The organism is Staphylococcus sp. Marseille-Q5304 (assembly GCF_943737015.1).
In the GTDB taxonomy this organism is placed as follows: domain Bacteria; phylum Bacillota; class Bacilli; order Staphylococcales; family Staphylococcaceae; genus Staphylococcus; species Staphylococcus hsinchuensis.
Window position 1 is genome coordinate 1,003,423 of the sequence record NZ_CALSFP010000001.1, and the last position, 18,218, is coordinate 1,021,640.

General features: G+C 32.7%; 19 protein-coding genes and 1 riboswitch. Of the genes, 13 read left to right on the top strand and 6 right to left on the bottom strand.

Features of this window, described 5'->3' with window-relative positions:
* Positions 1 to 34: 34 nt before the first annotated feature.
* The gene (gene prli42 / locus NGI30_RS05085; RefSeq protein ID WP_251520737.1) at positions 35 to 130 is read right to left on the bottom strand and encodes a stressosome-associated protein Prli42; all 96 of its coding nucleotides are present in this window, start codon (positions 128 to 130) and stop codon (positions 35 to 37) included.
* Positions 131 to 352: 222 nt separating this feature from the next.
* On the opposite strand from prli42, the gene NGI30_RS05090 reads away from it, so the two are divergent.
* Together NGI30_RS05090 and gnd are read left to right on the top strand one after the other, a co-directional pair.
* Positions 353 to 1,486 carry a M20/M25/M40 family metallo-hydrolase gene (locus NGI30_RS05090; protein ID WP_251942917.1) on the top strand — a complete coding sequence of 378 codons (1,134 nt, stop codon included), beginning with the start codon at positions 353 to 355 and terminating at the stop codon, positions 1,484 to 1,486.
* 68 nt (positions 1,487 to 1,554) lie between these two features.
* Positions 1,555 to 2,964 (top strand): NADP-dependent phosphogluconate dehydrogenase, encoded by a 1,410-nt coding sequence (gnd, locus tag NGI30_RS05095; RefSeq protein WP_251942919.1) that lies wholly within the window; start codon positions 1,555 to 1,557, stop codon positions 2,962 to 2,964.
* Positions 2,965 to 3,080: 116 nt separating this feature from the next.
* Here gnd and NGI30_RS05100 read toward each other — a convergent pair whose 3' ends face one another.
* Both NGI30_RS05100 and zwf read right to left on the bottom strand, forming a co-directional pair.
* A complete protein-coding gene (locus NGI30_RS05100) occupies positions 3,081 to 3,935 on the bottom strand; it encodes an AraC family transcriptional regulator (protein WP_251520743.1) in 855 nt (284 codons plus the stop codon).
* A gap of 222 nt (positions 3,936 to 4,157) precedes the next feature.
* Positions 4,158 to 5,642, bottom strand: a complete 1,485-nt coding sequence (gene zwf / locus NGI30_RS05105; protein ID WP_251942921.1) for a glucose-6-phosphate dehydrogenase — start codon at positions 5,640 to 5,642, stop codon at positions 4,158 to 4,160.
* A gap of 149 nt (positions 5,643 to 5,791) precedes the next feature.
* On the opposite strand from zwf, the gene rnz reads away from it, so the two are divergent.
* A complete protein-coding gene (gene rnz / locus NGI30_RS05110; RefSeq protein WP_251520748.1) occupies positions 5,792 to 6,712 on the top strand; it encodes a ribonuclease Z in 921 nt (306 codons plus the stop codon).
* Positions 6,713 to 6,807: 95 nt separating this feature from the next.
* On the opposite strand, the gene proC is transcribed toward rnz, so the two are convergent.
* Entirely contained in the window at positions 6,808 to 7,629 is an 822-nt protein-coding gene (proC, locus tag NGI30_RS05115) for a pyrroline-5-carboxylate reductase (protein ID WP_251942923.1), read from the bottom strand.
* Between the two features lie 145 nt (positions 7,630 to 7,774).
* Between proC and NGI30_RS05120 the strand changes: the two genes are divergently transcribed.
* Positions 7,775 to 8,527, top strand: coding sequence for an SDR family NAD(P)-dependent oxidoreductase (locus tag NGI30_RS05120; protein WP_251942924.1), 753 nt, complete (start codon positions 7,775 to 7,777; stop codon positions 8,525 to 8,527).
* Between the two features lie 93 nt (positions 8,528 to 8,620).
* Here NGI30_RS05120 and NGI30_RS05125 read toward each other — a convergent pair whose 3' ends face one another.
* A complete protein-coding gene (locus tag NGI30_RS05125; RefSeq protein WP_251520757.1) occupies positions 8,621 to 9,535 on the bottom strand; it encodes an aldo/keto reductase in 915 nt (304 codons plus the stop codon).
* A 190-nt stretch (positions 9,536 to 9,725) separates the two neighbouring features.
* Between NGI30_RS05125 and NGI30_RS05130 the strand changes: the two genes are divergently transcribed.
* The 3 genes from NGI30_RS05130 to xerD all read left to right on the top strand — a co-directional run bounded on the left by NGI30_RS05130 (position 9,726) and on the right by xerD (position 11,866).
* Positions 9,726 to 10,268, top strand: a complete 543-nt coding sequence (locus NGI30_RS05130) for an NUDIX hydrolase (RefSeq protein ID WP_251942926.1) — start codon at positions 9,726 to 9,728, stop codon at positions 10,266 to 10,268.
* A gap of 104 nt (positions 10,269 to 10,372) precedes the next feature.
* On the top strand, positions 10,373 to 10,819 hold the full coding sequence (gene fur / locus NGI30_RS05135) for a ferric iron uptake transcriptional regulator (protein ID WP_251520762.1): 447 nt from the start codon (positions 10,373 to 10,375) through the stop codon (positions 10,817 to 10,819).
* A gap of 159 nt (positions 10,820 to 10,978) precedes the next feature.
* Positions 10,979 to 11,866 carry a site-specific tyrosine recombinase XerD gene (gene xerD, locus NGI30_RS05140; protein ID WP_251520765.1) on the top strand — a complete coding sequence of 296 codons (888 nt, stop codon included), beginning with the start codon at positions 10,979 to 10,981 and terminating at the stop codon, positions 11,864 to 11,866.
* Between the two features lie 98 nt (positions 11,867 to 11,964).
* Here the strand turns inward: xerD and NGI30_RS05145 are convergent, their stop codons facing one another.
* The gene (locus NGI30_RS05145) at positions 11,965 to 12,480 is read right to left on the bottom strand and encodes a DUF309 domain-containing protein (protein WP_251520768.1); all 516 of its coding nucleotides are present in this window, start codon (positions 12,478 to 12,480) and stop codon (positions 11,965 to 11,967) included.
* 92 nt (positions 12,481 to 12,572) lie between these two features.
* On the opposite strand from NGI30_RS05145, the gene NGI30_RS05150 reads away from it, so the two are divergent.
* The 6 genes from NGI30_RS05150 (at position 12,573) to NGI30_RS05175 (ending at position 18,050) form a co-directional block, all read left to right on the top strand.
* Complete coding sequence (locus NGI30_RS05150; RefSeq protein ID WP_251520770.1) at positions 12,573 to 13,304, top strand: segregation and condensation protein A; 732 nt, start codon at positions 12,573 to 12,575, stop codon at positions 13,302 to 13,304.
* Positions 13,291 to 13,839 (top strand): SMC-Scp complex subunit ScpB, encoded by a 549-nt coding sequence (gene scpB / locus NGI30_RS05155; protein ID WP_251942928.1) that lies wholly within the window; start codon positions 13,291 to 13,293, stop codon positions 13,837 to 13,839. The genes NGI30_RS05150 and scpB overlap by 14 nt, the downstream gene beginning before the upstream one ends.
* On the top strand, positions 13,832 to 14,572 hold the full coding sequence (locus NGI30_RS05160) for a pseudouridine synthase (protein WP_251520775.1): 741 nt from the start codon (positions 13,832 to 13,834) through the stop codon (positions 14,570 to 14,572). Before scpB ends, NGI30_RS05160 begins: the two co-directional genes overlap by 8 nt.
* A gap of 111 nt (positions 14,573 to 14,683) precedes the next feature.
* Entirely contained in the window at positions 14,684 to 15,409 is a 726-nt protein-coding gene (locus NGI30_RS05165; protein WP_251942930.1) for a response regulator transcription factor, read from the top strand.
* Complete coding sequence (locus NGI30_RS05170) at positions 15,393 to 17,159, top strand: ATP-binding protein (RefSeq protein WP_286009875.1); 1,767 nt, start codon at positions 15,393 to 15,395, stop codon at positions 17,157 to 17,159. Before NGI30_RS05165 ends, NGI30_RS05170 begins: the two co-directional genes overlap by 17 nt.
* A gap of 151 nt (positions 17,160 to 17,310) precedes the next feature.
* Positions 17,311 to 17,440: riboswitch (FMN riboswitch) on the top strand.
* A 40-nt stretch (positions 17,441 to 17,480) separates the two neighbouring features.
* Positions 17,481 to 18,050 carry an ECF transporter S component gene (locus NGI30_RS05175; protein ID WP_251520782.1) on the top strand — a complete coding sequence of 190 codons (570 nt, stop codon included), beginning with the start codon at positions 17,481 to 17,483 and terminating at the stop codon, positions 18,048 to 18,050.
* Positions 18,051 to 18,218: the final 168 nt, after the last annotated feature.

Consider the following 18,218-nt stretch of genomic DNA (forward strand, 5'->3'; position numbering starts at 1 on the left):
TAAACCAAATTTCGATTCAGACACTTAATTCCTACTATCCCATAATAGGTGCAACACTTGATAAAATTAATGCAAGTACAACTGCAACTAACATGACGATGATAATAATTCTTAAAACTTTATTATCCAAATTAACTCCTCCATTACTCATCCAGTTATAAGTTATATAATAAAATTAAAGGTTAGTTGGATTTATCTTTTAGGTAACTGATACCTTAGTTTATTTATGTATTATAACATATTTTCCTGTTACTACAGAAACAAAATATTGTTATCACTCGATTATTTTCAGTAAACTATATGATATACAAGCAATATAATAACGTCAACTCTTTAAGAATGGGTGATGAAAATGGTAAACAAAGAAAGAATCATTCATACATTTCTAGAACTTGTACAAATTGATTCTGAAACAGGAAAAGAACAAGAAATTCAACCAATTTTAAAATCCAAATTTCAATCTTTAGGATTAAATGTTGTTGAAGATAATGCAAATGAAGATCCTAGATTAGGTGCTAATAATTTGATTTGTACGTTAGCGTCTAACATAAATAAAAATGATATCGATAAGATATATTTTTCAAGTCATATGGATACTGTCGTACCTGGTGTCAATGTTAAACCAACTATCAATGATGATGGCTACATTTATTCCGATGGTACTACAGTGTTAGGGGCGGATGATAAAGCAGGGCTTGCTGCACTGATCGAATTAATTCAAGTAATGCAAGAACAAAATACACCTCATGGACAAATACAATTTATTATTACAGTTGGCGAGGAATCAAGTCTTTTAGGTGCTAAAGCTATCAATTCTGAACTTATTGATGCAGACTTTGGTTATGCTGTTGATGCAAGCTCTCCAATAGGGTCTACAGTCATTGCTGCTCCAACACAAATGAAAGTCGATGCAACGATTTACGGCAAAACTGCACATGCCAGCGTGCCCGATCAAGGCGTAAGTGCCATCAATATTGCAGCCAAAGCCATCAGTAAAATGCATTTAGGAAAAATTGATGAAGAAACAACTGCAAATATTGGAAGATTTGAAGGTGGTTCGGCAACGAACATCGTTGCTAATAAAGTAACATTAAATGCTGAAGCACGCTCACACTCGGATGAGAAAGTAGAATCTCAAGTCGCACATATGAAATCTGTCTTTGAAAATACTGCACAGTCATTTGGATGTTCAGCAGATGTACGTGTAACTAAAAGTTATCCAGGCTTTCAAATCGATGAAAACGATCATGTAATAGATATTGCTAAAAAAAGTGCGTCTAGTTTAGGACTTAACCCTAAAGCAGTTATTGCAAATGGTGGTTCAGATGGAAATATTTTCAATTTACTCGGTGTTCCTACAGTAATCATCGGCATCGGTTATGAAAATATTCACACGACTAAAGAACGCATTGCTACACAAAACCTCGTTTTACTAGCACAACAATTATTGAAAATAGTTGAGCTCGTCACAAATGAATCAAACTGATTAAGTGAATGTAACTTTCGCTTTATGGTACAATATAGAAGAAATTTTTAATAAGAGAGGTAAGTAATATGTCACAAGAAATCGGTGTAGTAGGTTTAGCCGTAATGGGTAAAAACCTTGCTTGGAATATTGAATCACGTGGATATCATGTTTCTGTATTTAATCGTTCATCTGAAAAAACAGATGAAATGGTTGAAGAATCAAAAGGTAAAAATATACATCCAACTTATTCATTAGAAGAATTTGTAAATTCTTTAGAAAAACCACGTCGTATATTAATAATGGTTAAAGCTGGTCCTGCAACAGATGCTACAATTGACCACTTATTACCATTATTAGATGATGATGATATTTTAATTGATGGCGGTAACACAAATTACCAAGATACAATCAGAAGAAATAAAGCGTTAGAAGAAAGTAATGTAAACTTTATTGGTATGGGTGTTTCAGGTGGAGAAGTCGGTGCTTTAACAGGCCCTTCATTAATGCCAGGTGGACAAAAAGCTGCCTATGATAAAGTAAGTGATATTTTAGATGCTATCTCAGCAAAAGCAGATGATGGTGCTTCTTGTGTAACGTATATCGGGCCAAATGGTGCAGGGCACTACGTGAAAATGGTTCACAATGGAATTGAATATGCTGATATGCAGTTAATAGCTGAAAGTTATGCAATGATGAAAGACTTACTAGGCATGTCACACCAAGAAATTGCACAAACATTTAAAGACTGGAACGCAGGTGAGCTTTCTAGTTATTTAATCGAAATCACTGGTGATATTTTTGAAAAGATAGACGATGAAACGAATGAACCATTAGTAGAAAAGATCTTGGATACTGCTGGTCAAAAGGGTACAGGTAAATGGACGTCTATCAACGCCTTAGAATTAGGTATTCCACTAACAATTATTACGGAGTCAGTTTTTGCTCGTTTTATCTCTTCAATTAAAGAAGAACGTGTAAAAGCTTCAAAACATTTAAATGGACCAGAAATTAAATTTGATGGTAACAAAGATGAATTTTTAGAGAAAATAAGAAAAGCGCTATATATGAGTAAAATCTGTTCATATGCACAAGGTTTTGCACAGATGAAAGAAGCTAGTGACAACAATGAATGGGATTTAAAATTAGGTGAACTTGCAATGATTTGGAGAGCTGGTTGTATAATTCGTGCTCAGTTCTTACAAAAAATTAAAGAAGCCTATGATAATGACAATGAATTACAAAATCTTATGTTAGATCCATATTTCCACGATATCGTTTCTAATTATCAAGATGCACTACGAGACGTTGTGGCTACTGGAGTACGCAACGGTATACCAACACCAGGTTTCTCAGCTAGTATCAATTATTATGATAACTATCGTTCAGCAAACCTACCAGCAAACTTAATTCAAGCACAGCGAGACTATTTTGGTGCACATACTTATCAACGTAAAGATCGTGAAGGCGTGTTCCATACACAATGGATTGAAGAATAAATACATTTATTCAGTACAAATTCAAAATAGCGTAAACATTAGCCAATAAAATAAAGCCCTACAAAAGGTAAAATGAAAACCATTTTGTAGGGCTTTTTTTTCTAAAAAAAAACGTATTAATTTTTCTTATTTACTGGCATCCATAATTGCACTTTATTGAAACTATCCTCAAAAGAAAAATCTAACGGATATACTTCGATATAAAGACTGTTACGTTCATATGGCAATGTCATTTGAAGTGTTGTTTCGATATAATACCATGCTTCGTTGACTACGTAATCAAGTTCACCTTGTAGATTGAATTTTGCATATTGCCTTTCTGGTAAAAACCTACTCTCTAAGTGGTCAGGATAACGTTCACTTGGTACACCAACAAATATTTCCATACCTTCATCCAAAGGACAATTAACGACAAATAATTCATGAGGACTTATATCGTTGTAGCGTTTTATATCATCAATAATGCCGTCAAATTGTAAATCTTCTAATAAATCTGGTACTTTAAATGGATCTTCTAACTCGCTAGCATCGAGATACTTTGAATATCCGACTAGCGATATACCTTCATTTTGTTCTAAGCGATAAGGATAAGGGGATTGCTCAGTAACTGATAATTTAATATACAACCTTGATTTCATATTTAATTGATCACGCTTAGTATTCACTTGAATAGGTGAAACCCCATGAAAGTCACTAAAATCATTGGCAAACGCATTGGCATCTTTATATTTATATTTCTTTGCAATATCGATTAACCGACTTGAACCATGAATTAAATCATTTGCAGCCAAGGTCATTCGACGTGCATGTGCATATTCGCTCGGTGATTGTCCGACAATCATTTTAAATGATTGATCAAGGTGAAAAGGTGAAAGGTTAACGTAATCACTGAGTTCTTGTAATTGAACTCGGTCTGGCAAATGATCTTCAATATACACAATTGCCTGTTGTATTTGTTTGATAACGTCCAATACTTTCACTCCTAATTAATCCAAAAACTTGTAAATTCATTTGTTGTATTCATATTATGCTAAATTACATTTTTAAAGTTCGAATTGTCTTCTTTAATCAGATTTATTAATAAAATCGTCATTTATCTCATTTAATAATATAAATGATACCACAAAACGACATTAATAAAAAAGCGACAACACATATGTAATTTTACACATGTGTTGCCGATTCAAACTAATTTAATTTATGCCGTCCCACCAATGATAACCATCTTTGCTTAATAATAAATCACTTTCTAATGGTCCATTTGTACCAGCTTTATAATTTGGAAATTCTGGTTCATGTTGATCCCATTCTTCTTGAATCGCATCAACAAATTTCCAAGTTGATTTTAATTCTTCCCAATGTGTGAAGTTTGTCGCATCACCATTCAGACAGTCAAATAATAAGTTTTCGTAAGCATCTACCGTATTCATTTTATCTTGAGCGCTCATAGCATAAGATAATTGTACTGGTTCTGTATCTATTCCTTGAATATTACGTTTCGCATTCAAATGTAATGATACGCCTTCGTTTGGTTGAATATTGATAACGAGTAAATTAGAATCTAACTTTTTGTCAGTTTCATAATATAAATTCATTGGGACTTCTTTAAATTCTACAACGACTTGGATTGTTTTACTTGTCATCCGTTTACCTGTACGGATATAGAAAGGAACACCAGCCCATCTAAAGTTATCAATCGTCAATTTACCGGCTACGAAAGTGGGGGTGTTAGATTGGTTATCAACCCTATCTTCGTCCCTATAACCTTGAACCGGTTGTCCTTCTATTTCGCTTGCATCATATTGACCACGTACGAAATTGTGTCTCACTTTATCATTTTCAAACATTCTTAATGACTTTAAGGCTTTTACTTTTTCAGCTCGAATATCTTCACTGTTCAAACTAATAGGAGGCTCCATCGCTAATAACGCAACCATTTGTAACATGTGATTTTGTACCATGTCTTTTAATGCGCCATTAGAATCATAATAACCGCCACGTTCTTCTACACCTAATTTCTCTGAAGAAGTGACTTGAATGTTGGAAATATATTTATTGTTCCATAATGGTTCAAACATTGCATTAGCAAAACGTAACACTTCAATATTTTGAACCATATCTTTACCTAAATAATGGTCAATTCGGTAAATTTCTTCTTCAGAAAATGATTTACGTAACTGATCATTCAATACTTTGGCAGATTCTAAATCACTGCCAAACGGTTTTTCAATCACTAAACGTTTGAAACCTTTTGTATTTGTTAATTCGGCAGATTTTAAACAATCAGATATAACTCCGAAGAATTTAGGCGCCATTGCGAGGTAAAATAATCGATTACCTTGTAATTGGAACTGTTGATCTAAACGTTCACTTACTTCTAAAAGTGATTCATAGTTAGCTTTATTTGTTACGTCTAGTTTATGGTAAAAGATATGCGTAATGAATTTATCAAGGTGTTTTGTATCTTTAACATGTTCTTGAATTGATGATTTCACTTGATTACGGAAATCATCATTGGTTAAATCTCTACGACCAATTCCAATGATAGCAATATGTTCATTTAAATTTTCTTGCTGATAAAGATGAAATAATGATGGGAATAACTTTCTGTGACTTAAGTCACCTGTAGCGCCAAATATCGTAATTAGGCATGGTATATCCTTATTTCTAGTATTCAAGATCAAAACCTCAATTCTTTTTATAAATCTGTTCTCATTATAGAACAATATTAATAATGGTTCATATAATTTTGCTTAAAAGCTTTAAAATTCGATATATTTTTGATGTTTGTATATGATAAAATATGTGGAGAAGAGGAGGCATATGCATGGAGATAACGTTTTTTGGTACAAGTGCGGGTCTACCAACTAAAGAAAGAAATACGCAAGCCATAGCATTAAATTTAGAACCTTACGCGAACAGTATATGGTTGTTTGATGTCGGAGAAGGTACACAACATCAGATTTTACATCATTCAATAAAGCTAGGTAAAGTAGACCATATATTTATAACGCATATGCATGGTGATCATATATTTGGGTTACCGGGAGTGCTAACTAGCCGTTCATTCCAAGGTGGAGAAGGTAAACCACTTACAATTATAGGTCCTAAAGGGATTAAATCCTATATCGAAACTAATTTATCATTATCTGAATCTAAATTAAACTATCCGATTACTTACATAGAAATAGAAGATCATTTATCATATCAACATAACGGTTTTAGTGTTACAGCGCAAATTTTACATCATGGTATACCATCCTTTGGATATCGCGTAGAAGTACCTTACACTTCAGGTAAAATTGATGTAGAAGCACTTAAAGCGATAGGTCTTCAACCAGGTCCGAAATATCAAGAAGTTAAAAACAACGAAACATTTGAATATAATGGTTTAATTTACGACTCAAATCAGTTTAAAGGTGATGCAAAAAAAGGACCTGTGATAGCTATTTTTGGAGATACAATGCCTTGTATTAATGAAAAATCTATCGCTCAAGATGCAACAGTAATGGTGCACGAAAGTACATATATAGAGGGTGATATGACTTTAGCTAAAAGATATCATCACAGTCACATTAATCATGTATTTGATTTAATTGACGAAGCAAATGTTGACTATAGTTTGATTACACATTTAAGTAATCGATACACTTTAGAAGAAGTTGAAGAAATAGAAAGTGAGATTAAATCCAGACCAGAAACACCACCATTTGCTTTCGTAAAAGACTTCGATTCATATCAATTTTAAAAAACTATTAAAAATTAACAGAAAAATAAAAGCCAACCCAAAAACTTAATTTCAATTGGGTTGGCTATTGTTTATTAACATTTCAATGTGAAAACTTACTTACTTTCATCATCTTGATTTGATAGTTCAACACTTCTATCTACTGCAGATTTTAAACAATCTTCGAAAATACTTTCTAAATCATATTTAGATAGTGTATTTAATCCCGCTTGTGTCGTGCCACCTTTAGAAGTAATATTTTTACGTAACTGATCCATGCCGAGATCTGAACGCTCAATCATTTTACTTGTCCCTATAATTAAATTACGAATAGATTCTTCGACTTGTGATTTTTCCAAACCTAATCGTGTTCCAGCAGTAACATACTGCTCAAATACATGATATAAAAATGCAGGTCCACTACCTGTAATTGCTGTAACTTGGTGTAAGTTATCTTCGGATACTTCAACAGTTGAACCAAATGAATTAATGAGTTCATCAACTTCATCTTTTGATTTAGGTCCGAAATTATTAGAATAACTAATACCAGTGACTGAATGTCCTACGTGAGCATTTGTGTTTGGCATAATTCGAGCAATTGGATTATCTGATTGAAGTTGTTCTCTAATATAAAGTATAGGTAGACCTGCCATTATAGAAATGAACTTATTATCGCTTTGAATATAAGGTCTGATACGTTCAGCAAGTAAGTCGAAATCATATGGTTTTGTCCCTAAAAATATATAATCGGCGTCCTTTAATAGTTCTTGATCATCATAGCTATAATTAACCCCTAATTCATCAACATATGATTTAAGTGCCTCTTCATTTGAACGGTTAGTTAAATAAATATCTTTTGGGTCTACCATTTCTGATTTCACTATGCCAGAAAAAATGGCGTGTGCCATATTACCTGCACCATAGAATACTAATTTCATGACTTAAACACGCTCCCTCAAAGTTTTATGATTCTATATTAACATAGTATAAAAACTTGGCTAGTCTTTAAAAGGGACAATGACAATCGTGTTTACTATCATATATAATATATCTAACTATTTAATATAGAAAGGGGTGTGCACAATGATAGGGAAGCATTATGTACTAACTGGTGGTACGAGTGGTTTAGGGTATGCTATTTTAAAGCAATTAATCGGAAAAGGGGCACACGTTACAGTATTAGCGAGAAATCCTAACAAATTAAGACAAATAAGTAGTAATCAAGTCACATTCATCAAATGTGATTTACAATTAAAACAAAATATTGTTGATTTAAAAACACATTTTTCTAATCATAAAATTGATGGCATTATTTATAGTTCAGGTGTAGGATACTTTAAATCTATTGAAGAACACAGTGAAGAAGAAATGATTGAGACTTATACATTAAATGCAATACATTTTAATTTATTACTTTCAACTTTAAGACCTTGTTTATCTCAACATCCGACTATTGTAGGTATAGGAAGTCAATCTGCATTTTTAACACAAGCGCATGCAGCACATTATGGCGCAAGTAAATCAGCATTTAACCAAATATTAAATGCATTACGCATAGAACACCAAGACTATCACGTATTAACAGTAAATACGGGTCCAATCGCTACACCTTTTCATGAAAAAGCAGACCCCACTTTAAATTATGCTAAAAAATATCAACATATGATGCTCGATGCAGATGATTTAGCAATTAAAATAATTCAAGCAATGATTCATCATAAAAAAGAGATAAATGAACCTAAATGGATGCATATCATGTTAAAGGTATATAATATTGCGCCACGATTTTTCGAAAATAATTTTACTTTCTTATTCAACAATAAAAAAAGGGAGTAGGACCGAAATCGAATTTTCTGTTAGAGATTTTGTAGTCCCATTAATTGAAAAAGAGTCTGAGACATTTTTTTGTCTCAGACTCTCTTTTTTAATTTATTTTAAGTGTTGTGTATATTCTAAATTTTTAACGCGTGCACGTGCTGCTTTTACTTTTTCACGGTTGAGTTTTTTAGAGAATTCGTAGTTTTTAATATTTTCATCTAATTGTTCTACAGAGCTTGCACCTACAATGATTGCTCCTAATGCATCTTGAGAAGCTAGATAGTTAAACGTTAAAGCAGTTAAATTATTCTCAATTTCTTTAACTGATGCAATTGTTTCTCCTAGTTCTTGATAATTATAATCAAAAATACCGTCAGCAAATTTTGAATCTAGTGCATCATTACTTTTTGATGTTAATAAACCTTTAAATACAGGTCCTCGTGCAAGTAGTTTTACATTTTTAGCCGCTACGTCTTCTAATAATGATTCTGGGCGATTATCAATTAAATTAAATTGGGACATTAACGTTTCTATATCACTATGTTCTAAGTAATAATTGATTACATTTGGGCGAATAGATGAGATTCCGTAAGCACGGATGGTACCTTCTTGTTTTAATTCATCGAAGGCACTAATTGTTTCATCCATTGGATCGTCAATAGTACCACCGTGTAGTTGATATAAATCTATATGATCTAAATGCAATTTACGTAAAGACTCTTTAACTGAATCTTTAATATGGGCTTTAGATGGATCCCAAAATGTAGAACCATCATCTTGTAAATGATTACCAACTTTAGTTCCTATAACGATATCGTCTCTATTTTGATATTTTTTTAAAACATCTCCGACGATTTCTTCATTTACACCTTTATCATAAATATCAGCTGTATCAAAATAAGTGATGCCATGATCGATTGCTCTTTCAATTATTGGTTCAGCCTGTTTTTTATCTGTACCTAGGCTCATGCAACCAAGACCAACCTCTGAAATTTCAATACCACTTTTCAAAACATTCTTTTGCATGTCTTTTCTCCTTTCGATACACTAAAATCATAAAGATTATTTAAATTTGTTTACCATTTTATTGTACCTGTTTATTTCGCCAAGAAAACATTATATAAATACATAATTTGATTATATAATCTGCCTCCATAAAGCGACAACATATTAATTTTAACAATAACATTAAATAAATAAAAGGAACGTGATGACAATGGAACTCTTCGAAAAAACTTTAAAACGTACACCTATCTATCAAGGAAGTATTATAGATTTAGAAGTACATGATGTAGCTCTACCAGATGGCAAAGAATCAAAACGAGAATTAATATTTCATAATGGGGCAGTTGCAGTTTGTGCGATAACTCCTGAATCTGAGGTTATATTTGTAAAACAATTCCGTAAGCCAGCTGAGAAACCGTTGTTAGAAATACCTGCCGGTAAATTAGAAAAAGGCGAGGAACGAGAAGCAGCAGCAAAAAGAGAGTTAGAAGAAGAAACGGGATATATTGCAGAGAACTTAGAACTCATTGCGGAAATGTATGGGTCTCCTGGATATTCAAATGAAAAAGTAACGATTTATTTAGCGAAAGATTTAAAAACAGGTGAAATGCATTTAGATGAAGACGAATTTATCAACTTAGAAACATATTCACTTGAAGAATTAAAACAATTATTAGATGACAATGAAGTGGAAGATGCTAAAACCATCATAGCTATTCAACATTTATTGCTTAATTATAATCATTTTAAATAAAAATAGGCCTGTACTTGATAATCTTATCAATTACTGGTAATTTATAGTTATAAATCATTCGACAAATTAAAATGATTATAATTATTAGTAGAGGTGAAGCTTCCGTGGAAGAACGTTTAAATCGCGTGAAGCAACAATTACAGCAGTCATCTTATAAATTAACGCCACAAAGAGAGGCGACATTAAGAGTCTTAATTGAAAACGAAAAAGATCATTTAAGTGCTGAGGATGTATATTTGAAAGTAAAAGATAAAGCGCCTGAAATTGGCTTAGCGACTGTATACCGTACACTTGAATTACTTGCAGAACTAAAGGTAGTCGACAAGATTAATTTCGGTGATGGCGTCTCTCGTTTTGATTTAAGAAAAGAAGGTGCGAAGCATTTTCACCACCATCTCGTTTGTATGGAATGCGGTAAAGTTGAAGAAATTGAAGAAGACTTGTTACCTAAAGTTGAAGAAAAGGTCGAACATGATTTCAACTTTCGTATAACTGATCACCGTTTAACATTTCATGGTGTTTGTTCAGATTGTCAATCTAAAGGAAAGTAAATACGATGAATAAGGATAGGATAGAGACTCAAATTACTCATGACTACTCAGTGTGGTAATCACGTGGTTAATTATCGTCCAACCTTATCATCTATGCTATAGATTTGAAGTATAATCCAAATTGAGAATTGCTCTAATTGGTAAAGGTGAGGCGATAACGTGAATGTTATTATAGAAGAATATTTGAAATTTATCCAATTGGAAAAGGGATTGAGCGCAAATACAATCGGTGCATATAAAAGAGATTTAAAAAAGTATCAGTCTTTTCTAGAAGAACAAAATATTAGCCATATCGATTTTGTTGATCGACAAACGATTCAGCAGAGTTTAGGTTACTTGCAAGACCAAGGTATCTCAGCAAAATCACTTGCACGTTTTATTTCGACGATACGTAGTTTTCATCAATTTGCACTTAGAGAGAAATATGCTGCGAAAGATCCTACTGTTCTGATTGAAACGCCTAAATATGATAAAAAGTTACCAGACGTATTAGAAGTAGACGAAGTACTCGCATTGTTAGAAGCTCCAGATTTATCTAAAAATAATGGCTACCGAGATCGAACGATGTTAGAACTACTCTATGCCACAGGTATGAGGGTGTCAGAACTCATCCAAATAAAAGTTGAGGATGTCAATATTATTATGGGATTTGTTAAGGTCTTTGGTAAGGGAAACAAAGAACGAATTGTTCCATTAGGTGAAACAGTGATAGATTATCTTGAAACTTATATGGAAACAGTGAGACCACAGTTGTTGAAAAAAACAGTAACCGATACATTATTTTTAAATATGCATGGGAAACCCTTATCAAGACAAGCTTTGTGGAAAATGATTAAACAAAACGGTATCAAAGCACAAATTTATAAAACACTTACACCACATACCTTAAGACATTCCTTTGCAACTCACTTATTAGAAAATGGCGCAGATTTACGTGCCGTTCAAGAAATGTTAGGCCATTCTGATATTTCTACAACACAATTGTACACACATGTATCAAAATCACAAATACGAAAAATGTATAATGCTTACCATCCACGTGCTTAAACACAGATTCGTCCAGTAAATAACGAGTCTGTGTTTTATTGTTTAGATTTTCAGTTGAACCTCATCATTCATGCAAATATTACTGTTTATCTAAGCCGTCATTTATTATTTTGGCGGTTTTGTTGTCTTTCCATCAAGGCGTAATGACGCGCACGATGTACTTCAGTTCTATCACGCTCTAAATGGTGGTTTATAATATAACTATCAACAGCCGGTTCCACATTAAATGTAAAATCAGGATAATGTTTTATAATTAAACAAACCATATCTTCTGTTAGAGGCAAATGCACGGGTTCGAATGGTTGTTTACGCTCGATATTAAATATAAGTTGCTGAATCTCGCTCCGATATTCCTCTAACTTTAATCCTAAATGTACTTCTTTATCAAATAGGTTGATGATGCTCAATGCTTTTTGTGCCGATCTTTTTGCGCCAACTGTATTACCTCTTCGATAATGATAACAAGCAGTTGAAAATAAGATTAAACTCACCACATCATCTTCTTTACTATATCGAGGTTGCGCTTTCCACGCTTCTTCTAATATATCGTGACATAGAAAGTAATGTTGATTGATATGAAATTGATAATAAAATTCTATTAATGCTTGTTCCATTGTTAAACCGCTCCAAATTTAAATGTTTACTATAAACATGCTATAATATTTTAGTGAAAAACGCACATAACTAGTAATTTGAGGTTGATAAAATGTATGAAGTCAAATTAGATGCCTTTAATGGACCTTTAGATTTATTATTGCATCTTATACAAAAGTACGAAATTGATATTTATGATATACCTATGAAATCTTTGACAGCGCAATATATGCAATATATACACGAAATGAATCATCTAGAAATAAACATAGCTAGTGAATATTTGGTCATGGCATCTGAATTATTGATGATTAAAAGTAAAATGCTTCTACCTCAAATGGCTGAAGCCGAAGACCTTGAGGATGACCCTCGTGAAGATTTGGTCGAAAGGCTAATTGAATATCAAAATTATAAGGAATATACAGAAATATTACATGAACATCGCTTAGAACGCGAACACTACTATTCAAAACATCCAACAGACTTATCTGCTATTGAAACGACCGAACAATGGGATGAAAATCAAACTATTGATTTGACTGAACTTATCATCGCTTATCAAAAAGTTAAAAATAGAGTTGAATTTAATAAGCCTAAAACAGTAGAAATACACAAAGAAACATTTACGATTCAACAAGCAACATCACAGGTTCATACAAGATTGAAAGAAGAAGCTTCCTTTAATTTTTTCAGTTTGTTTAACTTTACAGAACCCATTGAATTTGTAGTCACACACTTTCTAGCTATTTTAGAAATGTCAAAATCAGGCATCGTAAATATAGAACAAGTGAAGAGTTTTGAAGACATCAATATCGTTAGAGGAGTTAACTATGGCATTGAATGACACAGGTAAATTAGAAGCTTTATTATACACTGCAGGTGACGAAGGTTTAGATGAAACCCAAATATTAGATATACTAGAAATAGACCAACAAATACTAACTGAATTGGTTGAAGATTTTACATCTCCAGGTCTATGTATACAACATTTCGGAAATACTTATGTATTAACGACGAAAAAGGAAGCTTCAAGTTATATTGAACTTCTCGTTCAACAAAAAGCCAAAATGAAATTATCACAAGCTGCGATGGAAACTTTATCAATAATTGCTTACAACCAGCCTGTTTCAAGAAGTGATGTAGAAATGATTAGAGGCATTAATTCTGATGGCGCTGTAAAAACTTTGATCGCAAGAGGTATGGTAGAGGCTAAAAATGAAACTGACTCCAGAAGTCAGCAACTTTATACTACAGAATTATTCTTAAATATATTTGGAATTGAAAAACTAGAAGATCTCCCTACAACTGAAGAAGATGAAGCAGAAATTGAAGATTTCTTTAGTAACTTAGTAAATCAAAAAGGAGAAAATGATGAATAAAGAACAAGAAAGATTACAAAAACGTATTGCAAATAGTGGCTATACTTCACGCCGTAAAGCAGAAACTTTAATAGCAGAAGGAAAAGTTAAAGTGAACGGGCAAACAGTAACAGAATTAGGTACCAAAGTACGTCCATCAGACACTGTTGAAGTTGAAGGCGTGAAAATTGAACAAGAAGATAAAATTTATATTTTATTTTATAAACCGTCACAAGTTATAACAAGTGTCTCAGATGACAAAGGTAGAACAGTAGTCACAGATTACTTTAAACAACTCGAAACACGTATTTATCCAGTGGGTCGTTTAGATTATGACACTTCTGGATTATTGCTACTTACTAATGATGGAGATTTCACAAATTTAATGACGCACCCACGTTACAAAATTCAAAAAAAATATGTTGCAAAGCTGAAAGGTTATTTAATGCGTGAAGAAGTGAAATCGCTAGAACGTGGCATTCAATTAGAGGACGGAATGACACAACCAGCAGCAGTAAAAATTAAAAGTCAAGACAAAGAAAAAAATACGACGCTGGTTGAAATCACAATTTCTGAAGGAAGAAATAGACAAGTGCGTCGTATGTTTGAACACTTTGGCTACCAAGTATCAAAATTGCAGCGTATTGAATTTGGACCTTTAAATTTAAAAGGTTTAAACGCCGGTGATGGAAGAGTTTTAACACCACATGAAGTAAAGATTATGCGTCAACTTGCAGAGCATGGAAATAAGTAGAGAAATATTGAGAAAAAATTCACAAACTTTCTATAGAAACCACTTTTTTGAAATAACCTATGATATAATTAAGTAGAAATAGAAAGTTAGCACTGTGGGAGGGCATAAGTTATGTCAAATTTAATATTAATCGTCGATGATGAAGATCGAATCCGCAGATTAATGAAATTATATTTAGAACGAGAATCTTTTGAAATAGACGAAGCAAGAGACGGAAACGAAGCTTATAAAAAAGCGATGGAAAATGATTACGCATGCATTTTATTAGACCTTATGTTACCAGAAATGGATGGTATCATGGTTGCTTCCAAACTCAGAGAGCATAAAGACACTCCAATAATTATGCTAACTGCTAAAGGTGAAGAAACGAATCGTGTTGAAGGATTTGAATCAGGGGCAGATGATTATATCGTTAAGCCATTTTCACCTCGTGAAGTAGTGCTACGTGTTAAAGCACTTTTACGTCGTACACAAGTGGGGCATACTGAACAAAGTGAACCACACGCAAGAGATTTAATTGAATTTGAACACTTGACGATTGATAATGATGCGCATCGCGTTTTAGCTGATGAAAAGCAAGTCAATTTAACACCTAAAGAATACGAACTACTCATTTATTTAGCTAAGACACCAAACAAAGTATTTGATCGAGAACAATTATTGAAAGAAGTTTGGTACTATGAGTTCTACGGAGACTTGCGTACTGTAGATACTCATGTTAAAAGATTAAGAGAAAAATTAAATCGCGTGTCAGAAGACGCTGCTTCAATGATACAGACCGTTTGGGGCGTCGGTTATAAATTTGAGGTTAAATCAGATGATGAATCGCTTGAATAATGTAGTAATTAAACTGTGGTTAACTATAATTCTTATAGTAACGACAGTTTTAATTTTACTCAGTGCCGCGCTTATAACTTTCATTCAATCTTATTATACGCAAGAAACTGAAGATACTTTGACGAAAGATGCGAAAAGAATTAGTCACTTATTAGAGCATTCAAAAGATAAAGAAACAGCAATTTCTCATAGCCGTAAGCTTATCGAAGGGCCTGTCGGTCTTATTATCATGAACGATAAAGATATGAAAACACCTCACGATAATTCTACCAAGAAAAAGATGTTGGAAGAAATTAAAAAAAATAAACAATATGAGTTCGTATTTGATAAACAACAAAAAATATCCAATCATGTCACTTTAGATATAAATGGTAAAAAAAGAAGTTATGTACTGATTGGTTACCCCACAAAAAACCTTAGCTCACACAAAAAAGAAAACGGTGGCGTTTTTATCTACCAAGATTTAAAAACAACAGAAGATACGAGTAATTTAATTACGGTTATCATATTAGCGATTGCTGTAATTTTCTTAGCAATTACTACAGTATTTGCTTTCTTCTTAACTTCGCGAATCACCAAACCTTTACGTAGTTTAAAATCTCAAGCAATGAAAGTTTCGAAAGGTGATTACACACAAGTCGTACCAGTTAATTCTCGTGATGAAATTGGTGAACTCGCACGCACATTTAATACGATGAGTACAGAAATCCAACAACACATCGACGCATTATCATCTTCAAAAAATATTCGAGAAAGTATTATTAATTCAATGGTTGAAGGCGTTGTAGGCTTCAATGAAAGTGACGAAATTATACTATCAAACAAAGTAGCACAAGACACGCTACAATTGTTAGATGAATATGCGAAAGATAAATTATATAAGCAACGTAAAAAAACATTCGAAAGTAAACATACACAATTTGAAGAATACGAAATCAATACACGTTACTTTGTCATTATCACTAGTTACATTGCGCAAATTCAACCAGACGGTCGAAGTGGTATCGTAGCTATTATTCGTGATATGACGAATGAGCATAATATCAATCAAATGAAAAAAGACTTTATCGCTAACGTTTCACATGAGTTAAGAACGCCAATTTCATTGTTACAAGGTTATACTGAATCAATTGTTGATGGGGTTGTAACCGAACCCGATGAAATTCATGATTCTTTAACTATTGTATTGGACGAAACGAAACGCCTAAATAGACTAGTAAACGAATTATTGAATGTTGCGCGTATGGATGCTGAAGGTTTAACTGTTGAAAAAGTGGCACAACCAATCCAACCATTATTAGATAAAATGCAACGAAAATATGAACAACAAGCAAGCGATTTAAAGTTGACGATGCATTTAAATCCAAATACGCATAATCAAACTTGGTATTATGATGCAGATCGAATTGAACAAGTATTGACGAACTTAATTGATAATGCAACGAGATATACCGAACCAAATGACACACTTTCAATTGAAGTTGAAGCATCTAAAACGGTAGATATTTTATATATTTCTGATACTGGTACAGGTATTGCGCCAGAACATTTACAACAAGTTTTTGATCGCTTCTACAAAGTAGATGCCTCTAGAAAGAGAGGTAAGCAAGGAACTGGTTTAGGTTTATTTATTTGTCGTATGATTATTGATGAACATGAAGGCACAATAGATGTTCAAAGTGAGCTTGGGGAAGGTACAACATTTATTATTAAATTACCTAAGCCACCAAAACATGAGTTAACTCATTAAGCATTCATCACGTTCATCTAACATCTAGTTAGTAATTTTTAAATTTATATTTTTCTATAGAATTTAAAAATGCGAATAACCTTAAACTCATAAACAATTTGATTGTATTAAATCAAAATTTAAGGTAAGATATTTTTACTAAATTTAACGATTTCATCTTCGGGGTAGGGTGCAAATCCCAACCGGCAGTAAATAAAGCCTGCGACCTGCATTTGAAAAAATGTGGCTGATCTAGTGAAACTCTAGAGCCGACAGTATAGTCTGGATGGGAGAAGATGGAGGTTTTGTGTTGTTACACCAATCCTCCTATTCTTAAGTAAGATGAATGGAAGGAGAACATTGAAATTGCAACAACAAACCAAAAGATTGATTACGATAAGCATGTTGAGTGCTATTAGTTTCTTACTCATGTTTATCAAAGTACCAATTCCTTTTTTACCACCATATCTCACTTTAGATGTGAGTGATGTTCCAGCATTATTGGCTACATTTACAATGGGCCCATTTGCCGGAATTACAGTAGAATTTATTAAAAACTTATTGAACTTTTTCGTTAATATGTCAGATCCAGTAGGACCTTTAGCTAACTTCTTAGCAGCTACAAGTTTCTTATTGACAGCATATTATTTTACTAAAAATAAAAACAATAATACATCTCTAATAATTGGATTAAGTATAGCTACGATAGTCATGACAATCGTATTAAGTATCCTCAATTACTTTGTACTATTGCCATTGTATGGCACGATAATGAATTTAACGAACGTGGTAGAAAATTTAAAAATCATTATCGTTTCCGGTATTATTCCTTTTAATATTATTAAAGGAATTGTAGTTTCAATCTTATTTATGCTACTTTATCGTCGATTGAAAAACTTACTCCCTAGATAATTTTTAATATAAACTATTCAAATTGATTTTGAATATAATAAAACCCTCAGATAAAAAATATCTGAGGGTTTATTACATCATTATCAGTAGGTTTATGACTACTACATAATGTTACATATTTATATTGAATTGAATGTTCTATATCTTAAGATGAATTTGTATCGGTTA

Excerpts from the sequence above, each read along its gene's own strand:
- NGI30_RS05170 (WP_286009875.1), top strand. The coding sequence starts at position 15,393 with ATGAATCGCTTGAATAATGTAGTAATTAAACTGTGGTTAACTATAATT.
- NGI30_RS05160 (WP_251520775.1), top strand. The coding sequence starts at position 13,832 with ATGAATAAAGAACAAGAAAGATTACAAAAACGTATTGCAAATAGTGGC.
- NGI30_RS05175 (WP_251520782.1), top strand. The coding sequence starts at position 17,481 with ATGAATGGAAGGAGAACATTGAAATTGCAACAACAAACCAAAAGATTG.
- NGI30_RS05090 (WP_251942917.1), top strand. The coding sequence starts at position 353 with ATGGTAAACAAAGAAAGAATCATTCATACATTTCTAGAACTTGTACAA.
- NGI30_RS05150 (WP_251520770.1), top strand. The coding sequence starts at position 12,573 with ATGTATGAAGTCAAATTAGATGCCTTTAATGGACCTTTAGATTTATTA.
- scpB (WP_251942928.1), top strand. The coding sequence starts at position 13,291 with ATGGCATTGAATGACACAGGTAAATTAGAAGCTTTATTATACACTGCA.
- NGI30_RS05130 (WP_251942926.1), top strand. The coding sequence starts at position 9,726 with ATGGAACTCTTCGAAAAAACTTTAAAACGTACACCTATCTATCAAGGA.
- NGI30_RS05145 (WP_251520768.1), bottom strand. The coding sequence starts at position 12,480 with ATGGAACAAGCATTAATAGAATTTTATTATCAATTTCATATCAATCAA.
- gnd (WP_251942919.1), top strand. The coding sequence starts at position 1,555 with ATGTCACAAGAAATCGGTGTAGTAGGTTTAGCCGTAATGGGTAAAAAC.
- NGI30_RS05165 (WP_251942930.1), top strand. The coding sequence starts at position 14,684 with ATGTCAAATTTAATATTAATCGTCGATGATGAAGATCGAATCCGCAGA.
- NGI30_RS05120 (WP_251942924.1), top strand. The coding sequence starts at position 7,775 with ATGATAGGGAAGCATTATGTACTAACTGGTGGTACGAGTGGTTTAGGG.
- rnz (WP_251520748.1), top strand. The coding sequence starts at position 5,792 with ATGGAGATAACGTTTTTTGGTACAAGTGCGGGTCTACCAACTAAAGAA.
- proC (WP_251942923.1), bottom strand. The coding sequence starts at position 7,629 with ATGAAATTAGTATTCTATGGTGCAGGTAATATGGCACACGCCATTTTT.
- NGI30_RS05125 (WP_251520757.1), bottom strand. The coding sequence starts at position 9,535 with ATGCAAAAGAATGTTTTGAAAAGTGGTATTGAAATTTCAGAGGTTGGT.